18 protein-coding genes are annotated in these 17,980 nt (G+C 68.5%); 7 read left to right on the forward strand and 11 right to left on the reverse strand.

Going from position 1 to position 17,980, the window contains the following annotated elements; translation table 11 throughout:
• Positions 1 to 3: 3 nt before the first annotated feature.
• A complete protein-coding gene (locus ACAM55_RS18450; protein ID WP_369652932.1) occupies positions 4 to 567 on the reverse strand; it encodes a putative glycolipid-binding domain-containing protein in 564 nt (187 codons plus the stop codon).
• 108 nt (positions 568 to 675) lie between these two features.
• Between ACAM55_RS18450 and ACAM55_RS18455 the strand changes: the two genes are divergently transcribed.
• On the forward strand, positions 676 to 846 hold the full coding sequence (locus ACAM55_RS18455) for a hypothetical protein (protein WP_369652933.1): 171 nt from the start codon (positions 676 to 678) through the stop codon (positions 844 to 846).
• A gap of 46 nt (positions 847 to 892) precedes the next feature.
• On the opposite strand, the gene ACAM55_RS18460 is transcribed toward ACAM55_RS18455, so the two are convergent.
• Positions 893 to 1,171 carry a contact-dependent growth inhibition system immunity protein gene (locus ACAM55_RS18460; protein ID WP_369652934.1) on the reverse strand — a complete coding sequence of 93 codons (279 nt, stop codon included), beginning with the start codon at positions 1,169 to 1,171 and terminating at the stop codon, positions 893 to 895.
• A gap of 19 nt (positions 1,172 to 1,190) precedes the next feature.
• Positions 1,191 to 2,036 carry an RNase A-like domain-containing protein gene (locus ACAM55_RS18465; RefSeq protein ID WP_369652935.1) on the reverse strand — a complete coding sequence of 282 codons (846 nt, stop codon included), beginning with the start codon at positions 2,034 to 2,036 and terminating at the stop codon, positions 1,191 to 1,193.
• Between the two features lie 108 nt (positions 2,037 to 2,144).
• Between ACAM55_RS18465 and ACAM55_RS18470 the strand changes: the two genes are divergently transcribed.
• Positions 2,145 to 3,395 (forward strand): DNA polymerase IV, encoded by a 1,251-nt coding sequence (locus ACAM55_RS18470; protein ID WP_369652936.1) that lies wholly within the window; start codon positions 2,145 to 2,147, stop codon positions 3,393 to 3,395.
• A 7-nt stretch (positions 3,396 to 3,402) separates the two neighbouring features.
• Positions 3,403 to 4,092, forward strand: coding sequence for a TIGR02117 family protein (locus tag ACAM55_RS18475; protein WP_369652937.1), 690 nt, complete (start codon positions 3,403 to 3,405; stop codon positions 4,090 to 4,092).
• A gap of 6 nt (positions 4,093 to 4,098) precedes the next feature.
• Here ACAM55_RS18475 and ACAM55_RS18480 read toward each other — a convergent pair whose 3' ends face one another.
• The gene (locus ACAM55_RS18480; RefSeq protein ID WP_369652938.1) at positions 4,099 to 5,157 is read right to left on the reverse strand and encodes a purine nucleoside permease; all 1,059 of its coding nucleotides are present in this window, start codon (positions 5,155 to 5,157) and stop codon (positions 4,099 to 4,101) included.
• Between the two features lie 119 nt (positions 5,158 to 5,276).
• Between ACAM55_RS18480 and ACAM55_RS18485 the strand changes: the two genes are divergently transcribed.
• Positions 5,277 to 6,536: a DNA topoisomerase IB gene (locus ACAM55_RS18485; protein ID WP_369652939.1), complete on the forward strand. Its 1,260-nt coding sequence runs from the start codon at positions 5,277 to 5,279 to the stop codon at positions 6,534 to 6,536.
• On the opposite strand, the gene ACAM55_RS18490 is transcribed toward ACAM55_RS18485, so the two are convergent.
• The 5 genes from ACAM55_RS18490 to ACAM55_RS18510 all read right to left on the reverse strand — a co-directional run bounded on the left by ACAM55_RS18490 (position 6,482) and on the right by ACAM55_RS18510 (position 12,542).
• Complete coding sequence (locus ACAM55_RS18490; RefSeq protein WP_369652940.1) at positions 6,482 to 7,159, reverse strand: hypothetical protein; 678 nt, start codon at positions 7,157 to 7,159, stop codon at positions 6,482 to 6,484. The genes ACAM55_RS18485 and ACAM55_RS18490 overlap by 55 nt on opposite strands.
• 228 nt (positions 7,160 to 7,387) lie before the next feature.
• Positions 7,388 to 7,567, reverse strand: a complete 180-nt coding sequence (locus ACAM55_RS18495) for a DUF3606 domain-containing protein (RefSeq protein WP_369652941.1) — start codon at positions 7,565 to 7,567, stop codon at positions 7,388 to 7,390.
• Between the two features lie 113 nt (positions 7,568 to 7,680).
• Positions 7,681 to 9,177 (reverse strand): class I adenylate-forming enzyme family protein, encoded by a 1,497-nt coding sequence (locus tag ACAM55_RS18500; protein WP_369652942.1) that lies wholly within the window; start codon positions 9,175 to 9,177, stop codon positions 7,681 to 7,683.
• A 3-nt stretch (positions 9,178 to 9,180) separates the two neighbouring features.
• The gene (locus tag ACAM55_RS18505; RefSeq protein ID WP_369652943.1) at positions 9,181 to 10,170 is read right to left on the reverse strand and encodes a Bug family tripartite tricarboxylate transporter substrate binding protein; all 990 of its coding nucleotides are present in this window, start codon (positions 10,168 to 10,170) and stop codon (positions 9,181 to 9,183) included.
• Between the two features lie 44 nt (positions 10,171 to 10,214).
• On the reverse strand, positions 10,215 to 12,542 hold the full coding sequence (locus tag ACAM55_RS18510; RefSeq protein WP_369652944.1) for an acyl-CoA dehydrogenase: 2,328 nt from the start codon (positions 12,540 to 12,542) through the stop codon (positions 10,215 to 10,217).
• 106 nt (positions 12,543 to 12,648) lie between these two features.
• Here ACAM55_RS18510 and ACAM55_RS18515 point away from each other — a divergent pair, with 106 nt between their 5' ends.
• Genes ACAM55_RS18515 through ACAM55_RS18525 form a run of 3 tightly spaced genes read left to right on the forward strand, consistent with a single transcriptional unit; the run spans position 12,649 to position 15,980 of the window.
• A complete protein-coding gene (locus ACAM55_RS18515) occupies positions 12,649 to 13,434 on the forward strand; it encodes a citryl-CoA lyase (RefSeq protein WP_369652945.1) in 786 nt (261 codons plus the stop codon).
• 6 nt (positions 13,435 to 13,440) lie between these two features.
• Positions 13,441 to 14,604, forward strand: coding sequence for an acyl-CoA dehydrogenase family protein (locus ACAM55_RS18520; protein ID WP_369652946.1), 1,164 nt, complete (start codon positions 13,441 to 13,443; stop codon positions 14,602 to 14,604).
• 14 nt (positions 14,605 to 14,618) lie between these two features.
• A complete protein-coding gene (locus ACAM55_RS18525) occupies positions 14,619 to 15,980 on the forward strand; it encodes an MmgE/PrpD family protein (protein ID WP_369652947.1) in 1,362 nt (453 codons plus the stop codon).
• Positions 15,981 to 16,001: 21 nt separating this feature from the next.
• Here ACAM55_RS18525 and ACAM55_RS18530 read toward each other — a convergent pair whose 3' ends face one another.
• Together ACAM55_RS18530 and ACAM55_RS18535 are read right to left on the reverse strand one after the other, a co-directional pair.
• Positions 16,002 to 16,892 (reverse strand): LysR substrate-binding domain-containing protein, encoded by an 891-nt coding sequence (locus tag ACAM55_RS18530; protein WP_369652948.1) that lies wholly within the window; start codon positions 16,890 to 16,892, stop codon positions 16,002 to 16,004.
• Positions 16,893 to 16,985: 93 nt separating this feature from the next.
• Positions 16,986 to 17,891, reverse strand: coding sequence for an SDR family oxidoreductase (locus ACAM55_RS18535; RefSeq protein WP_369652949.1), 906 nt, complete (start codon positions 17,889 to 17,891; stop codon positions 16,986 to 16,988).
• Positions 17,892 to 17,980 lie beyond the last annotated feature (89 nt).

Genomic DNA, 17,980 nt, shown 5'->3' on the forward strand with positions numbered 1-17,980 from the left:
GCGCTACGCCTCGGCGATCCAAAGGCCCCGATAGTCGCGCACGAAGCCGTCCTCCGTCACGCGCAGCGTCGCCGCATAGTCGAAGCGCCTGGCCTCGTAGGCGTACGCGTCGTCCGCGGTCCGTTCGTAGTGCTGCTTCAATTCGCTGAGCACGTCCCCGCCGTCCAGGTCGACCCAGGCGGCCGGCGCATCGGCGCCCTCGCCCTTCGCGAGGTTGAGCCGGCGCAGCTGCAGCAGGTTGGTGGCGGGCGTGAAGCCCAGGTCGAGGTCCACGCAGTGCGACAGGTCGGGCACCACCTCGTCGTTGAGCTTCCAGTGGCCGCGTGCATCGCGGGCAATGGACAGGTCGATGGCGCTGCCACCGAGCCACCCGCGCACGGTGCCCCACTGCGTGTGCCAGTGCAGGTCGCAGCGCACGCGGTAGTGCAGCTGCGCGATGCGGTGGTCTTCGAGCCGGAACACGGCCGCGCCGTCGAGCTGCCACGCGGTCGCGTTGCGCTCGAGCCGGCAGGCGTCGTGGCCCGGTGCATCGAGCCTGCGCCACAGGATGGAAGCGACGGTTTGCATGGTTCGGATGATGGCCCGAGCCAGAGCAACAGGCAAGCCTTGTCACAATGCACCGCATCGTGAAGAAGATTCGCCTCCGCCGTAGAGGCCATTCAGAGGAGTGTGCAAGTGGAACCGTGGTTCGCCGCCGTTGCGCTGCCCCGGGCCGGTCTGCAGGCCCACATTGCCCCGCTGCGCGAGCGCACCGCGAAGCTCGTGACCTATCTGGCGAAAGAACTTGGATCGGATGTGTGGCCTGGCGGCGAGGTGCAACCGGCCAGGGCACTCGATCAGCGCTGAAAATTGCCAGCGCCGCGCACCGAGGTAGTCGGATGGAGCGCCCTTGCTATTTCAATGCGGCAAGCACGTTTTCCAGGAATTCGCGTTCGGTGGATCCGAAGTCTTCCGGCCGGGCTTCGCGCCCGAAGCAGCGCGGGAAGTCCGTTTCCAGGTCCGGGTGCGAGCGCATGAAATCGACGATCTCGGCGCGCAATGCCTCGAGTTCGGCAGGAGTGCACGCCTTCCGGTATTCCGCCATGATTTCAGCGCCGGTCTCGCCGAAATACTCGTAATCCTGGCTGAAGTAGACCTCGGTGAGGTTCTGGATGAGTTCGTAGCGCTTCATGGCGGTTCGACAGCTGGTTTCAGATGGGGTGCGCCGTCAGTATGTAGTACGGCATTCCGTTGTAGCTCTTCATGTTCAGAACCACACGCACGTTGCTCAGCTGGCTGACGGTGGTACTGCCCCGCTGCACGCCAATGCCCACCACGCTGCCTACGTCGTGATAGAACGCCTTGGGCTTGGAGCCCACAGCCGCCGAGCGCGACCAAGCTTTGATGGCTCTGGCGTTGGCACGCACCGTGGCACTGATTGCGGCCTCGGCCGTCTGCAGGTCCGTAAAGGAAGAGGACGCCTGAAGGGTCTTCTTCAAAGGAAAGCGCGCGAAGAGTTGGGCCTCGGTCTTGCCGACATGCTCGCGGATCGTGTGGCCGCCGATCTTGGTGTTCAGCGGCCCTTCATGCCGCAGCAGGTCGACCGGCTCCAGGCGAAACCTGCTGGCGCGCACCGCGATCACACGTGCGGCGACCAGCCCGGAGGCCACTGCCAATGGAACCGCCACATCCACCGCAAGCCCGATGCCGTCGGCCGTTTCGCGCGAGGCGCCCAGCGCCTCGGCCGCCGAGCTGGCAGTGACCGCGGTCGCCGTGCGCTGCGGGGTGCCGGTCCAGACCTGGCGGCTCGAGGTTGCCAAGGTATCGTAGCCGTGCACGCCCAGCACCACGCAGCCGGCCTTGGTCACCATGGTGGGCTCGGGCGCCAGGCAGAGCACGCCGGCGCCGACCAGTTCGACCACCCCGCCCACCAGCCCGACGGTCCCCCAGAGCCGGTTGCTCAGGCTCGCGGATTCGGGCACGTCCTGCCCGCCCAGCACAGCGGCCATCTGTACCGGCGTCAGTGCGACGCTCAAACCTTCGATTTCGTCATCCATGCCATTTCCCTTTCCCATGTCATCGGAGGGCCAGCCTGCAATCGGCCGCATTCTTGCACGCGGCCGTCCGGCGGGCGGACACGGCCCGGCCGCGAGACAATCGGGGCCGTGAGTTCCCAGCCCGTGACCAAGCCTCCGATCCGCCGCATCGCCCACCTCGACATGGACGCCTTCTTCGCGTCGGTCGAGCTGCTTCGCTACCCGCAGCTCAAGGGCTTGCCGGTGGTGATCGGCGGCGGGCGGCGCAGCGTGGACGAGGCGATCCGCCATGTGCCCGAAGGCGGCACGCTGGCCGACATTCCGCTCGACACCTTTCCGCGCCTGAGAGACTACGTGGGCCGCGGCGTGATCACCACCGCCACCTACCCGGCGCGGCAGTTCGGCGTGGGCTCGGCCATGGGGCTCATGAAGGCCGCCAAGCTCTGCCCGCAGGCCATCATCCTGCCGGTGGATTTCGACGAGATCCGCAAATATTCGCGCGCCTTCAAGCAGATGATCAGGGAGATCGCACCGCTGATGGAAGACCGCGGCGTGGACGAGGTGTACATCGACTTCACCGACGTGCCGGGCGGCCAGCGCGAAGGCGGGCGCTCGCTGGCGCGGCTGATCCAGAAGGCCATCTTCGACGCCACCGGCCTCACCTGCTCGATCGGTGTGGCGCCCAACAAGCTCATCGCCAAGATGGCGAGCGAGTTCAACAAGCCCAACGGCATCTCGGTGGTCTACGAGGACGACCTGCAGACGCGCATCTGGCCGCTGCCCTGCCGCAAGGTGAACGGCATCGGGCCCAAGGCCGACGAGAAGCTCAAGCGCTTCGGCATCCAGACCGTGGGCGAGCTCGCGGCGCGCGACCGCGGCTGGTTGATCCAGAATTTCGGCAAGTCCACGGGCGCGTGGATGCACGAGGTGGCCTGGGGCCGCGACGACCGGCCGGTGGTGACCGAAAGCGAGCCCGTGTCGATGAGCCGCGAAACCACCTTCGACCGCGACCTGCATGCGGTGCGCGACCGCGCCGAGCTCGGCGCCATCTTCACCCACCTGTGCGAGAAGCTGGCCGAAGACCTGCAGCGCAAGGGCTATGTGGGCAAGACCATCGGCATCAAGCTGCGCTATGACGATTTCAAGATCGCGACGCGCGACCAGACCATCGACCGCCACACTGCCGACGGCAAGACGATCCGCCAGATCGGCGGACTGTGCCTGAAGCGCGTGCCGCTCGAGCGGCCGCTGCGGCTCCTGGGCGTGCGCGTGGGTGCGCTCGCAAAGGCGGGAAGCCCCGAGGCGCTGGCACATTCAGCTAGCGGCCCGGCCTCCCGCGCACCAGTGGAGTCGGCTTCGACCACGGCGTCGCTCTTCTGAAGCCGTGATGAAGCGCTGGCTCCGGCGTCTGGCATTCACGCTGCTGGGGTTCACGGTGGCGGTAGGCCTGTATGTGGCCGTGGCTTGCGTGATGGTCTTCTGGCCGGCCAGTGCAAAGCCCTCGGCGAAAGCATCCGCGGAGGCAGCCGCCGTGGAGGCCTGGGTGCTGAGCAACGGCCTGCACACCGATCTGGTGTTCCCGATCCGCTCGGAGGCCATCGACTGGCGGCAGCTCTTTCCGTTCGCGCATTTCAAGGCCGTGCCGTCCGATGCGGAATTCATCGCCATCGGCTGGGGCGACCGCGAGTTCTACCTGCACACGCCCACCTGGGCCGACCTGACGGCCGCGCGCGCCTTGGGTGCGCTGTCGGGCGGCAACCGGGCGCTGCTGCACGTGACCTACCTGCGTCGCGCGCAGCTGCGGCACGGCGCCTACCAGCTGCCGCTCTCGCAGGCGCAATACACGCAGCTCGTGGACTACGTGCGCGCCACGCTGCCCTCGGGCCGCGCGATGCCCATTGCGGGCGCGCACTACGGCAACGACGACGCCTTCTATGAAGCCGAAGGCGGCTACCACCTCTTCGAGACCTGCAACACCTGGACCGGCCGCGGGCTGCGGCGCGCGGGCGTCACGGTGAGCCGCTGGACGCCGTTCGACTTCAACGTGACCTGGCACCTGCAGCCGGTGCGGCCCTGAACTCTCTCAGGGCTTGGGCACGCCCGCCTGCCACAGGGGCCAGTTGGCCACGATGTGGTCGACCACGCGCGTGCCCACCAGCGCGATGTTCTCCACCGTCTCGGCAAAGCCGCCGGCGGTCTCGCCCGGAGCCGGATCCAGGTGCTGCAGCGTACTTTCCTTCGGGTTGCCCTGGTCGAAGTTGACGGCGCCGCGCAGGCTCATCACGCGGTCGGTGCCGTGGGTGCGCTTGATCACGAGGGTGATGGCGGCGGCTTCCATTTCGGTGATCACGTAGTCGTCGGCACCATAGAGCTTTGCGATGTACTGCGCCTGCTTCGACATGCCGGGGCCGTGGAAGAAGGTGTCGCCGGTCATGTGAGTGCCGGTGCCCACGAAGGGCGCGCGCCGCGCGGCGGCATCGGGGTAGCGCAGGCGGTATTTGCGCGCGCCGTCCGAATCTTTCAGCGGCGTGTCGGCCGAGAGCTTCGTGGCCCAGCCCACGAGGTCGGGGTTGAGCTTGAAGCGGCGGTATTCCTCGTAGCCCTTGCGCGGCATGAAGGTGGGTTCGCCGGGCTTGTTTTCCTCGGGTGCCCAGCGGTGGCCGAGGTCGTAGTCGACGAGCCAGGTGGCCCAGCTCACTTCGCCGATGGTGCCGCGCGCGGGCGGCGTGCCGGCCACGCCGGAGATCACGTAGTAGGCCTGCGAGAAGTCGAACTGCGGATTCAGCAGGATGGCCTGCATCGACGACGACGAGTTGACCTTGCCCATGCCGAGCACCGCGCCGCACACGCCGTCGGTGTTGCAGTACACCGGCTGCAGCGCGCCGGGCACGGCCATTGGCGCTGCGCCCTTCCAGTAGCGCTCGTACCAGTGCTGGAACTCGCCGGCCCGGTCGCCGGTGTTCTGGCCGATTTCGAACATGGCCGCAACGAAGACCTTCACCTTGACTGGCGCGGCGGCGGCGGTGCGCGCAGCCGGCGCCGGCGGAGGCGTCGAAGCGCAGGCCGTGGCAAGCAGCGCAATGCCGCAAGCCGCGAGCCAGCGCGCGCAGAAGGACGGGAACCGCCCATGGGAAAACATCATTTCTCTTGACTCCAGGAAGAACAAAGAGCCTCCATCGCACCAGCGGCGATTGCGGCGTCCTACAGGCGGCGATTGTCGGTGCAGGCACAAGCTCTGAGTACCGTCACCACGCAAACCCCATGCCGGCTCGCTCCACCCCGCCTTCACCGAACTCGCCGCCTTCGAAGCCGACCCCGATCGCCAATGGCCTGGTCTATGTGAATCCGGACATGCCGGGCATCCGGCGCCTGAAGCAGGGCGACCGCTTTCGCTACCGCGACGCGGAGGGCCGCTGGGTGCGCGACACGGACGAGCTCTCGCGCATCCGCATGCTGGCGATTCCGCCGGCCTACACCCAGGTCTGGATCTGCCCGCTGCCCAACGGCCACCTCCAGGCCACCGGTATCGATGCCCGGGGGCGCAAGCAATACCGCTACCACGCCGACTGGCGGCTTTTCAAGGACGAGACCAAGTTCGAGCGACTCGAAGCCTTCGGGCTCGCGCTGCCGCGCATCCGTGCCCGCGTGGCGCGCGACCTGCAGGAAGGCGCGGCCACGGCGGTGCCGGGGCGCCAGCAAGTGCTGGCAGCGCTGGTGCGGCTGCTCGACACCACGCTGCTGCGCGTGGGAAACGAGGAGTATGCGAGCAGCAACGGCTCCTACGGCCTGACCACGCTGCGCAACCGGCACGCGGCGGTGCGCGGGGCGGCGCTGCGGCTGCGCTTTCGGGGCAAGAGCGGCGTGATGCACGAGGCCCTGCTCGACGATCCGCGCGTCGCGAAGGTGGTGCGCCAGTGCCAGCAACTGCCCGGCCAGGCGCTGTTCCAGTACCAGGAAGAAGACGGGCAGCTCCGCGGCGTGTCGTCCACCGACGTGAATGACTACATCGCCGAAGCCTCGCCCGGCGAGCGCTTCACCGCGAAGGACTTCCGGACCTGGCATGGCACGGTGCAGGCATTGGAGCTCACGCGGCTGGCCTGCGAGCCGGACCGTGCCGCCGCCGACAGCAGCTGCTACAGCGCCAAGGAGATCCTGTCCGCGGTGGCCAGGCAGCTCGGCAACACCCCCGCCGTGTGCAAGAAGGCCTATGTACACCCGGCCGTGCTGGCCCTGGGCAGCGCGCTCGCGGGCGATGGCGAAGACGCCTCGTCGGAGGTGCTGCGAAAGATGACGGCCCGCACCGCAGCCCGCAAGACGCGCGGGCTCCACGCCGCGGAACAGCGGCTGCTCGCCTTCTTGCGGATGCACAGGCAAACCCAGGCGCGTGAACTTCGTGAACTTGGCAAGACGCGCAGGGCCGGCGCCAAGGCCGCGCCGCCCGGGAGGCGAAACGGAGCGCCGAGTCTTCAGCCCGTTGCGAGCGGGAACCGCACGCTGTCGCGCTCCAGCGCCACGGCGTAACCCAGGTCTTCGGCCAGGCTTTGCAGCGCGATCGCATCGATGGCCAGCGCGCGCGGTGCGCGGTGCGCGTCGAGCACCGGGCTGACGCCGCTGGACTCGCGCGGCAAGGCGCTCAACCGGAGCGCATCGTCACCGTCGGCCTCGATGCGGATCGCACCGGCATCGGACGCGCCATCGTGCAGATAGCCGAGCCCGCCCAGGAACAGATAGCGCAGCGCGGCCCCCTGCGGCCGGCGAGGTTCGTGCACCTGCGGTTCGAGCGCGGGGTCGACATCGAGCGCCACCCCGTGCATGTCGAAGGCGGCCCGCATCAGGCTCACGCACTGCGCCACCAGCGCGCTGCGCGTGATGCCGTCGTCCACCGTGGCCAACTCCCAGTCGCGCAGCGAGCGAATGCCTTCCACCAACTCGGACACCTGGTTGTCGATGAGCGCGACGCGTTCCTCGCAGGCGGTCGCATCAATGGATGGCGCGCTCACCTGGCGCTTGAGCATGAGCAGTGCCATGCGTATCACCGATACCGGCGCGGCCATGTCATGCCGCAAGGCCGGCAAGGCGCGGGTCAGCAGTTCGTGGCGCACGCCAGCGGCAATCCAGCTGCGGGCTCCGGGTGAGGCTTTCATTGCGCGGCGGGAGACGAAGGGTTCGCCTTGCTGGATGGGCAGGCCTGCAGAAGGTCGCGGCCTGCGGGTCGGGGGTCGGCAATGGGCACGTTCACTTTTCGCGTCCTGAAGCGGGGAGATGCAAGAAGTATCGGCCCCCCCTCCGCGGCCGGGTGTAGGAGCGTGCCTACGTATTGGAATGCCGGGATCGCCCAGGGCTGCAGATTCGCGAAATAGCCGCGATCCTGGTCAGGGTTTGCCGAGATAGATCCGCACGTCTTTCACTTCGACACCCGCGGCCGCGACGGCCGAGCGCAGCTGCGCCTCGGTCACGCCCAGCGTCTGGGTCCAGTAGCGCACCTCGTGCGGCTCGTTGACATTGATGCGGGTCCGGTCCTGCGGGCCGCGCTTGCTCGGATCGTCTGCCATGGCGTGCTTCCTGTGTCTCCTGTATCGATGCACGAAGGATGCGCGCTCCTCCCGCGCGGCACTGGCGGACGGCGGCGCGGCTCCTTGCAGGAAATGTCCGAAACCAGCGCGAGCTAGCGGCAGCGTGCCTGCAGTTCCCGCTTGAGCACCTTGCCGTTGGCCGTGGTGGGCATGGCGACGACGGTCTCGACGCGCGTGGGCCGCTTGTACGGCGACAGATGCTCCGCCAGGTAGGCGCGCAACGCCGGCTCGTCCAGCACCGCGCCGGGCTTCATCTCGAGGAACGCGACGATCTGCTCGTTGCCGTCGGCCTCGGGCACACCCACCACCGCGCAAAGATGCACGCCGCCAAAGCGTCCGATCACCGTCTCTATCTCCGCAGGGTACACGTTGAAGCCCGACCGGATGATCATCTCCTTGAGCCGCCCGACCACGAACAGCGCACCGTCTGCATCGAAGCGCCCGAGGTCACCGCTCGCATACCAGCCGCCCGGACGCATGACCTGCGCGGTGACCGCGGCATCGCGGAAGTAGCCCAGCATGAGGCCAGGTCCGCGCAGCCAGATCTCGCCCGTTTCGCCCTGTGCGAGATCGTTGCCGCCGGGGCCCACGATGCGGGCTTCTCCGCCCTCGACGACGTAGCCCGCCGCCGTGTCCGCGCGCGGTGCTTCCACGCGTGTGAGGAACACCGAACCCGCGTACTCCGACAGGCCGTAGCCATAGTGCAGCGGCTGGCCGAACAGCGCCTCCACGCGTTGCTTGAGCCCCAGGTCGAGCGGCGCCGACCCGGTGTACACATAGCGAAGCGCCGGAAAGCGCGGCACGATGTGCTCCGCCTCGACATGGGCCAAAAGGCGCGCATACATCGTGGGCGGCCCGAGCAGGTTCGACACCTCTTCGTGCGCCAGCGCGTGCAGCGTGTCGGCCGGCGAGAAGCTCGCGCGCAGCACCAGCGCGGCGCCTCCGGTGAGCGCGGCCATGAGCACCGTGCCAATGCCGAAGATGTGCGTCATCGGCAGGAAGGCGTAGACCCGGTCGCGTTCGCCCAGCGAGCGAGTGCGAGCCGACACGCGCCCGAAATGCAGCAGGCCGCAGTGCGACACCATCACGCCCTTCGGCGTGCCCGAAGTGCCCGACGTGAAGATGATCGCGGCCGTGTCCGCCAGCGCGGGGTCGGTCTCCGCCCGGGCCTCGGCGCGCACGGCCGAGCGCATCGCCCCGGGCAGCGCCGACGGCACCGCGCCGGCGCTGCGGGCATGCTGGCACGCCGCGTCGGAGGCGGCGGTGGTGAAGTAGCACAGCCGCGCGTCGGCGCGCTCGGCGATGGCGGCGATCTCGCCGGGCGACATGCGCGCGTTGACGCCGCAGGACCATGCGCCGACGCGGCTGCAGGCCATGAGCAGCGCGATGTGCGCGGCACAGTTCTCGGCCACCAGCAGCACGCGGTCGGTCGGCCGCACACCGGCGGCCAGCAGGTCTTGCGTGGCCGCTTCGGCCATGGCCTGCAGCTGTGCGTACGACACGGCGCCCGCCGGCTCGAACAGAAAGGCCGCTTCGGGCGCGCGTGACGCACGCGCCTCGAGCAGTTCGTGGATTCGCGGGGTGGCCATCGGCTATTCCGCCTCGATGCCCTTGGACGCCGTGGCCCAGAGCTTCCGATCGGCCTGGCCCTTGGCCGCAAGCAGGTCCGCGCCGCCGCTCCAGACCTCGTAGCCCTGCTCGCGCAGGCGATTGGCAATGTCCTCGCGCGCCAGCGCCTTGTGCGCGGCGGCGTTGATGCGCGCGACCAGCGCCGGGTCCATGCGCGCTGGGCCGTAGAGGCCGAACCAGCCGCCCACGTCGTAGCCGGCCACGCCCGACTCGATCATGGTCGGCACCTCCGGCAGCATGCGGTTGCGCTGGCGCGAGGTGACGGCCAGTGCGCGCAGCTTGCCCGACTGGATGAACGGGCGCGAGGTGGCGATGATGTCGAACATCATGGTCACGGTGCCGCCCATCACATCGGCCAATGCGGGGGCGCTGCCCTTGTACGGCACGTGCGTCAGCTGCACGCCGGTCATCTTCTCGAGCAGCGCGCCACTCAGGTGGTTCGACGCGCCGATGCCGGCCGAGCCATAGAACACCTTGCCTGGCCGCGCCTTCGCATAGGCCAGCAGTTCGGCCACGCTGTGGACGGGCAGCTCCTTGTTGACCACGAGCACGTTGGTGTAGTCGACCAGCGGTGCGATGGGCACCAGGTCCTTCATCGGATCGAAGGGCATCTTGCGCTGGACGTTCGGATTGATGGTGATCGTCGGGCTCGCGCCGAAGAAAAGCAGCGCGCCGTCGGGCGCGGCCTTGGCGACCGCATCGCCGCCCACCGAGCCGCTGGCGCCGGGGCGGTTGTCCACGATGACCTGCGTGCCGAGCTCCTGGCCGAGAGCCGGCGCGAGCAGCCGTGCGGCGCCGTCCACCGGGCCGCCCGCGGAATAGCCGACCACGAGCTTGATGAGAAGTGGCAGCTGCTGTTGCTGGGCCACGGCGCGCGATGGCAGCGCCGCCACCAGTGCGCTGCCTGCCAGCGCGGCCAGGGCATGGCGGCGCGTGAAGTCGATCGATTGCATGAACGTTGTCTCCTGTTGTGTATTTCTTCGGCAGCGCGCATCGTTCAGGCGGGCAGGTCCAGGACCTGCCGCGCGAGGATGTTGCGCTGGATCTCGTTGGTGCCGCCGTAGATCATTGCGGCCGTCGAGCCGATGAGCGGGGACAGCAGGTTGAAGCTCTGCCCGTCGAGCACCTGGTCGCCCGCCACCGCGCCCTGCTCTTCGCCCGCTTCGACCAGCAGTGCGCCAATGCGGTGGTAGGTTTCGCTGGCCCAGATCTTCAGCAGCGACACCGAAGCCGGCAGCGGCTTGCCCGCGCGCACGATGTCCGCAAAGCCCGTGTACGCCGCCGACAGGTCGAGCACGTCGAGCCGCAGTGCGGCAAAGCGCTGTGCGAACACCGGGTCGGCAAAGAGGCGCCGCGCCTGTGCCAGCCGCGCAAGCTGGCCCAGCGCGTACTGCGACTGCTTGGGACTGCCGAGAAAGATGCGCTCGAAACCCAGCAGCGCCTTGGCGATCGTCCATCCGCCGTGCAGCTTGCCCACCAGGTTCTCGGCCGGGACGCGCACGTTGTCGAAGAACACCTCGCAGAACTCGGGCTCGCCCGCGAGCGTGTGGATAGGCCGCACCGTGATGCCCGATGTGCGCAGGTCGCACAGCAGGAAGCTGATGCCCTCCTGCTTGCGCGCGGCCTTGTCGGTGCGCACGAGCATGAAGATGTGGTTGGCGTCCTGCGCGAGCGTGGTCCAGATCTTCTGGCCGTTGACGATGAAGTGATCGCCCTCGGCATCGCGCCCGGCCACGGCCTCGGTTCGCAGCCCGGCCAGGTCGGAGCCCGCGTTGGGCTCCGAATAGCCCTGGCACCACACATGCTCGCCGCTCAGGATGCGCGGCAAGAAGCGGTGCTGCTGCTCGGGCGTGCCGTGCTGGATCAAGAGCGGCCCGATCATCACGATGCCCTGGTCCGGCGCGCGCGCAACACCGTACTGCTCGAGCTCCTCGATCCATGCGATGAGCTTGTCGGCCGGCAGCCCCATGCCGCCATGCGCCTGGGGCCAGGCCGGCGCGATCCAGCCTTGCCCCGACAGCGTGAGATACCACTCGCGGATCTCGCTCCAGCGCGCGCGGTGCGAGAGGTAGCGCAGCTGCTGCGGATAGCGCTGCTGCACAAAGGCGCGCACCATGCGCCGGAACTCGGCTTCGGGCATCGCGGCCCAGTCGGCGCTGCGCGGAAACTCGCCCTCCCACGCGCAGGTGGTCGGCCGCGCTTGCGCGCCATCAGCCAGCGCGGCATGGCGGCGCTGGTGCGCTGCGACATTGCCAAGCCACGCCGCAAGGCACAGCGTGCGCTTGTAGTACAGGCTCAGGTCGCACTCCTGCGTGTAGCCGATGGCGCCATGCAATTGCACCGCCGTGCGCGAGGCCTGCAGCGCCGCGGCGGTGCAGCGGGCATTGACGCGGCTGGCTTCGGCTTCGAGCCGCTCGGCGGATAGCGCCTGGCTCGACAGTGCCAACACCTCGTCGAGCGCGGCCTGCGCCACTTCGAGATGTATGAACATGTCCACGCAGCGGTGCTGCAGCGCCTGGAAGCTGCCGATGGGCTTGCCGAACTGCGAACGGGTGCGCAGGTAGGCCAGCGTCTGGGCGAGCATGGCCTGCCCCACGCCCAGCAGCTCGGCCGCTTGCAGTATCTGGCCGGCCGCGAGCGCATGGCGCAATGCGTCCTGCGCAGCCGGGCCCTCGGCCAGCACAGAATCCGCCGGCAGCGCCACCTGCTCGAAGCGCAGGTTCGCGGCCTGGCCGCCATCCACCAGCGGCACCAGCGTTTCGCTCACGCCTTCTGTGCAGCGCGGAACCCACAGCAGCACGGCGTCGTCGCTGCCACGCGCCGAGACCAGCCAGCCGCTGGCCGCCGCGCCGGGCAGCACCATGAGCTTTTCGCCCTGCAGCAGCACGCCGCCAGCGTGCCCCGCGCGCGGCTCGCAGCCGCAGGCCAGGGGCACCGCGCTCAGGTCGCCCGCGCTCTCCTGCCAGGCCAGTGCCGGCAGGCTGCGGCCCGCCACGAGTTCCACCAGCAGCGCGTGCGCGCCCGGTGTGCCGAGCCGCGCTAGCAGCAGCGCGCTGAGGCCGGCCACCGCCAGCAGCGGCTCGGGCGCGACGTGCTCGCCCGCGGCCCGGAGGATGTGCGCGGCACCCGCCAGCTCCAGGCCAAGGCCGCCCGCGGATTCGGGTGCCAGCATGCCGGTCCACCCCAACTCGGCGATGGCGCTCCAGCCCTGCGTCTCGTCGGCGTCGGGCCGCTCCGTGCGCTCGCGCCGCCGCTGGATCGAACGGCTGCGAACAAAGTAGTCGAGCGCGGCTTCGCGCATTGCCAAGAGTGAATCGATGTCCATCGCCGCAGCGTGACAGAACACACCACGGCGCGGCATTTGCATTTGCCGAAGGGAGGGTTTCGCAATCACAGACCCGGCTCGCGCGAGAGCGGCATAGATTCGGCGCATGACCACAAAGATCAAGAAATCCCTTCACACGGAACTCGGCCACAGCACGCCCGACAGGATCACAGTGCGCGGGCGCGACCTGCCCTCCGAAATCCTCGGCCACCTGAACCTCGGCGACATGGCCTTCCTGGAGCTCACCGGCCGCATCCCGACGCCGCAGGAATCGGTCACCTTCAACGCCATCGTCGTCACGCTGGTCGAGCACGGCATCACGCCGAGCGCGCTGGCCGCGCGCCTGACCTATGCGGGCGCGCCCGAGGCGCTGCAGGCCGCGGTGGCCGCCGGCCTGTGCGGGCTGGGCACGGTGTTCGTGGGCAGCACCGAAGGCGCGGCGAAGATGCTCTACGAGGCCATTCCCTTTGGCGAGAAACCGTCGCGGCCGCTCGCCGACATGGCGCAGGAGATCGTCGCCGGCCACCGCGCGCGCAAGCAGATCGTGCCGGGCCTCGGTCATCCGCTGCACAAACCCATCGACCCGCGCACGCCGCGCCTGTTCCAGATCGCCGAGGAGAACGGCCTCTCGGGGCACTACGTGGCGCTGATGCAGGCGGTGCAGCAGGAGGCCGAACGCGTGTCGGGCAAGTCGCTGCCCATCAATGCGACGGGCGCCATCGGCGCGATTGCCGCGGAGTTCGGCTTTCCCTGGAAGATCATTCGCGGCTTCGGCGTGATGGCGCGCGCCATCGCGCTCGTGGGCCACATCCTCGAGGAGATCGACGACCCGATGGCCATCGAGATCTGGCAACGTGCAGAGAAAGAAGCCGGTGGTCCGCGCCAGGATTGAGCACTCATGAACAGCCACAACGACACCCGCTTTCCCGACATTCGCGACGCCGTGCGCGACCTGTGCGCGCAGTTCCCGAACGAATACTTCCGCAAGATCGACGAGGCCCGCGGCTACCCCGCCGAGTTCGTCGATGCACTCACCCAGGCCGGCTGGATGGCCGCGCTCATTCCGCAGGAATACGGCGGCTCCGGCCTCGGGCTCACCGAGGCCTCGGTGATCATGGAAGAGATCAACCGCTCTGGCGGCAACTCCGGCGCCTGCCACGGCCAGATGTACAACATGGGCACGCTGCTGCGCCACGGCAGCGAGGCGCAGAAGCGCAACTACCTGCCGCGCATCGCCACCGGCGAACTGCGCCTGCAGTCGATGGGCGTGACCGAGCCCAGCACCGGCACCGACACCACCAAGATCAAGACCACGGCCGTGAAGAAGGGCGACCGCTATGTCATCAACGGGCAGAAGGTGTGGATCTCGCGCATCCAGCATTCGGACCTGATGATCCTGCTGGCGCGCACCACGCCGCTCGCGGACGTCAAGAAGAAGTCCGAGGGCATGTCGATCTTCATCGTCGACCTGCGGGAAGCCATCGGCAAGGGAATGGCGGTGCGGCCCATTCTCAACATGGTGAACCACGAGACCAACGAGCTGTTCTTCGAGGATCTCGAGATTCCCGCGGAGAACCTGATCGGCGTGGAAGGCCAGGGCTTCAAGTACATCCTCGACGGACTGAACGCCGAGCGCACGCTGATCGCGGCGGAGTGCATCGGCGATGGCTACTGGTTCATCGACAAGGTGACGGCCTACACCAAGGAGCGCGTGGTGTTCGGCCGGCCCATCGGGCAGAACCAGGGCGTGCAGTTTCCGATTGCCGAGGCCTTCATCGAGATCGAGGCCGCCAACCTCATGCGCTATGAGGCCTGCCGCCTGTTCGATGCGCGCGAGCCCTGCGGCGCGCAGGCCAACATGGCGAAATACCTCGCGGCCAAGGCGAGCTGGGAGGCGGCCAATGCGTGCCTGCAGTTCCATGGCGGCTTCGGCTTTGCGTGCGAATACGACATCGAGCGCAAGTTCCGCGAGACGCGTCTCTACCAGGTGGCACCGATCTCGACCAATCTCATCCTGAGCTACGTCGCCGAACACATGCTCGGCCTACCGCGTTCGTTCTGAAGGGGCCGCACCTCATGACCGTTTCGAACCATCCGAGCCAGGTGCTGGCCACCTTCGCTGCCGAACTGAAGTTCGCGGACATTCCCGCCCCCGTGCTGCGCCGCACCGAAGACCTGATGCTCGACTGGCTGGGCTCGGTGCTCGCCGCGCGCACGGCGCGGCCGGTGCGCAGCATCGAGCGCTTCGCGCAGATGATGGGGCCCGCCGATGGGCCGAGTGAAATACTCGTTTCGCGCCGCACCAGTTCGCCGGTGTTCGCCGCACTGGTCAATGCGGCGGCCTCGCACTACGTGGAGCAGGACGACGTGCACAACGGCTCGGTGTTCCACCCCGCGGCCGTGGTCATCGCGCCCGCACTGGCCGTGGCGCAGAGCATCGGGGCCAGCGGAGCGCAGCTGCTGACGGCGGTGGTGGCGGGCTACGAGGTCGGTATCCGCGTGGGCGAGTTCCTCGGACGCTCGCACTACAAGACCTTCCACACCACCGCAACGGCGGGCACGCTGGCCGCCGCCGCTGCCGTGGGCTGCCTGTTGAAGCTCACGCCGCAACAGATGCTGCACGCCTTCGGTTCGGCCGGCACGCAGTCGGCCGGTGTGTGGGAGTTCCTGCGCGACGCGGCCGATTCCAAGCAGTTGCACTGCGCGCATGCGGCCGCGAGCGGACTGATGTCGGCCTACCTGGCGCAGGACGGCTTCACGGGCGCGGCGAAAGTGCTCGAAGGCGCGCAGGGGCTCGGCGTGGGCATGTCGAGCGATGCCGATCCGGCACGGCTCACCGACCGCCTCGGCACGCGCTGGGCACTGGCCGAAACCTCGTTCAAGTACCACGCCTCCTGCCGCCACACGCATCCCGCGGCCGACGCGCTGCTGCAGGTGATGAGCGAGCACCAGCTCGCGCAAGGCGACGTGGCCCGCGTGACCGCGCACGTGCACCAGGGCGCCATCGACGTGCTGGGCCGCGTCACGGTGCCGGCCACCGTGCACCAGGGCAAGTTCTCGATGGGCACGGTGCTGGGCCTGATCGCGGTGCACGGGCGCGCCGGGTTGGGCGAGTTCGACCGCGACTTTCTCGCGCCCGAGGTGGCCGCGTTCCGCGACAGGGTGAGGATGGAACTGGACACCGAGGTCGACGCGGCCTATCCCGCGCGCTGGATCGGCAAGGTGAGCGTGCAGACGCGCGATGGCCGCACGCTGCAAGGCCGCGTCGACGAACCCAAGGGCGACCCGGGCAACACCCTGAGCCGCGCCGAGATCGAGGACAAGATGCAGCGCCTGGCGCACTACGGCGAAGGCGCCACGGCCGAGGAGGCCAAGGCGTTGTGCCAGCGCATCTGGCAACTGGCCGACGCACCGCGCCTCGAGCGCTGGCTGCCCTGAAGACCGCGCAGCAAGCGCCAGCTAAGGCGCGATGAGGTGGTCGAACAGCTCGCGCGCCGAGGCCGGCAGCTGCTCGCGGCTGCGCGCGATGAGCTTGAGTTCGCGCTCGGCCCATGCATCGCTGAGTGCGACGGTCGAGATGCGCATCGCCATCGACAGCCGCTGCGCCGATGAGGCCGGCAGCACGCCCACGCCCACGCCCGCCTCGATCATCAGGCAGATCGCCTCGAAGCTGCTGACCTGGATGCGCGGGTTGAAGCCGCGGCCGGCCAGTTCGGCACGGCGCTGCAGAAAGCGGTGGATGGCGCTGCCGTGGTGCAGGCCCACGTGCTGCTCGTCGAGCGTGTCGGCAAAGGCCACCGAGGGCGCGCCCGCAAGGTGGTGGGTGACGGGCACCACCAGCACGAGCTGGTTGCGGCCGAAGGGGCGCGCATCGAACTCGCCGGTGTGAACGTCGCCGGCCAGGATGCCGATGTCGGCCTCGCCATCGGCCACGGCGCGCACGATTTCCTCGCTCAGGTATTCACGCAGGTCCACCTGCACGGCCGGATGCTGGGTGAGAAAGCCGGCCAGCTTCTGCGGCAGGTATTCGGTGATCGAGGTGGTGTTGGCGAACACGCGCACATGGCCCTTGATGCCCTTGCCGAAGTCCTGCATGTCGCAGCGCAGGTGCTCCATCTGCTGCATCACGCGCTTGGCGTGGTAGAGCACCGCCTGCCCCGCCGCCGTGAGGCTCACGCCCTGCGCGCTGCGGTGCAAGAGCTTGCCGCCCACTGCCTCTTCCATCTGCTTGATGCGGGTGGACGCGGCCGCCAGCGAGATGCAGGCTTTTTCGGCGCCGCGCGTGAGGCTGCGCGCCTCCGCCACGTAGACGAACAGTTTCAGGTCGAACAGATCGAAGTGCAGGTTCACCGGACAAGCGCGCCAGAAAGAAAGGGAGCGTGCATTGTCCGGCGAATGGCGTTGTCTGCGCCTTTCTCAGGGTTTGACCTCAGCTGCCTGGCCTCAGACGGGATCCCAGCTGAACACGTCCGCCGAACGGTCCAGCGGATAGAAGCTCGCGCGCATGGCGGGCATGGCGTGCTCGGCAATGCTCTGCGGGGTCCAGCCTTCGGAGCGGTGGATGGAGCGCACCGGCCGCGGCTGGCTGAGGAGCGAGATCTCGTTGTTGCGCACCGAGAAGACCTGGCCGTTGACCGCGCTGGCCGCATCGCTCGCAAGGTACACGGCGAGCGGCGCGACCTTGGCAGGCGTCATCTGCTTGATCTTGTCGACACGGGCGCGCTGCTCGTCGGTGTCGGTGGGAATGGCGCCGATCATGCGGCTCCACGCGAAGGGCGCGATGCAGTTGGAGCGCACGTTGAACTTGAGCATGTCCAGCGCAATCGACTTCGAGAGCGCCACGATGCCGAGCTTGGCCGCCGCATAGTTGGCCTGGCCGTAGTTGCCGATGAGGCCCGAGGTCGAGGTCATGTGCACCAGAGCGCCCGAGTTCTGCTCCTTGAAGTGCGTCGCGGCCGCGCGGCTCACGTAGTAGGCGCCGTAGAGATGCACCTTGAGCACGGCGTCCCACTCGTCGACCGACATCTTGTGGAAGAAGCGGTCGCGCAGGATGCCGGCGTTGTTGACCACGGCATCGATGCGGCCGAAGCTCTCGACCGCGCATTCGATGATGCGCGCCGCACTGGCTGCATCGGCCACGCTGTCGGTGTTGGGCACGGCCTGGCCGCCCGCGGCGCGGATCTCGTCGGCCACCTGCTGCGCCGGGCCGGCGCAGCCGCCCGCGCCGTCGAGCGCGGCGCCGATGTCGTTCACCACCACCCGGGCGCCGTGGCTGGCCATGGCCAGCGCGATGTCGCGCCCGATGCCGCCGCCCGCGCCGGTAACGACGACCGCTTTTCCTTCAACCATGTGTGCCTGCTCCGGAAATCCGCCCGCGATTCACGGGCAGATCCAGAATGCCACAGGGCCGGGACTGCGAGTTTCTGATTTCCGAAGAG

This window comes from Variovorax sp. V213 (assembly GCF_041154455.1).
Taxonomy (GTDB): Bacteria; Pseudomonadota; Gammaproteobacteria; order Burkholderiales; family Burkholderiaceae_C; genus Variovorax.

Excerpts from the sequence above, each read along its gene's own strand:
- ACAM55_RS18465 (WP_369652935.1), bottom strand. The coding sequence starts at position 2,036 with ATGGATGACGAAATCGAAGGTTTGAGCGTCGCACTGACGCCGGTACAG.
- ACAM55_RS18475 (WP_369652937.1), top strand. The coding sequence starts at position 3,403 with ATGAAGCGCTGGCTCCGGCGTCTGGCATTCACGCTGCTGGGGTTCACG.
- ACAM55_RS18535 (WP_369652949.1), bottom strand. The coding sequence starts at position 17,891 with ATGGTTGAAGGAAAAGCGGTCGTCGTTACCGGCGCGGGCGGCGGCATC.
- ACAM55_RS18495 (WP_369652941.1), bottom strand. The coding sequence starts at position 7,567 with ATGGCAGACGATCCGAGCAAGCGCGGCCCGCAGGACCGGACCCGCATC.
- ACAM55_RS18515 (WP_369652945.1), top strand. The coding sequence starts at position 12,649 with ATGACCACAAAGATCAAGAAATCCCTTCACACGGAACTCGGCCACAGC.
- ACAM55_RS18505 (WP_369652943.1), bottom strand. The coding sequence starts at position 10,170 with ATGCAATCGATCGACTTCACGCGCCGCCATGCCCTGGCCGCGCTGGCA.
- ACAM55_RS18460 (WP_369652934.1), bottom strand. The coding sequence starts at position 1,171 with ATGAAGCGCTACGAACTCATCCAGAACCTCACCGAGGTCTACTTCAGC.
- ACAM55_RS18480 (WP_369652938.1), bottom strand. The coding sequence starts at position 5,157 with ATGATGTTTTCCCATGGGCGGTTCCCGTCCTTCTGCGCGCGCTGGCTC.
- ACAM55_RS18510 (WP_369652944.1), bottom strand. The coding sequence starts at position 12,542 with ATGGACATCGATTCACTCTTGGCAATGCGCGAAGCCGCGCTCGACTAC.
- ACAM55_RS18485 (WP_369652939.1), top strand. The coding sequence starts at position 5,277 with ATGCCGGCTCGCTCCACCCCGCCTTCACCGAACTCGCCGCCTTCGAAG.
- ACAM55_RS18500 (WP_369652942.1), bottom strand. The coding sequence starts at position 9,177 with ATGGCCACCCCGCGAATCCACGAACTGCTCGAGGCGCGTGCGTCACGC.
- ACAM55_RS18525 (WP_369652947.1), top strand. The coding sequence starts at position 14,619 with ATGACCGTTTCGAACCATCCGAGCCAGGTGCTGGCCACCTTCGCTGCC.
- ACAM55_RS18490 (WP_369652940.1), bottom strand. The coding sequence starts at position 7,159 with ATGAAAGCCTCACCCGGAGCCCGCAGCTGGATTGCCGCTGGCGTGCGC.
- ACAM55_RS18520 (WP_369652946.1), top strand. The coding sequence starts at position 13,441 with ATGAACAGCCACAACGACACCCGCTTTCCCGACATTCGCGACGCCGTG.
- ACAM55_RS18450 (WP_369652932.1), bottom strand. The coding sequence starts at position 567 with ATGCAAACCGTCGCTTCCATCCTGTGGCGCAGGCTCGATGCACCGGGC.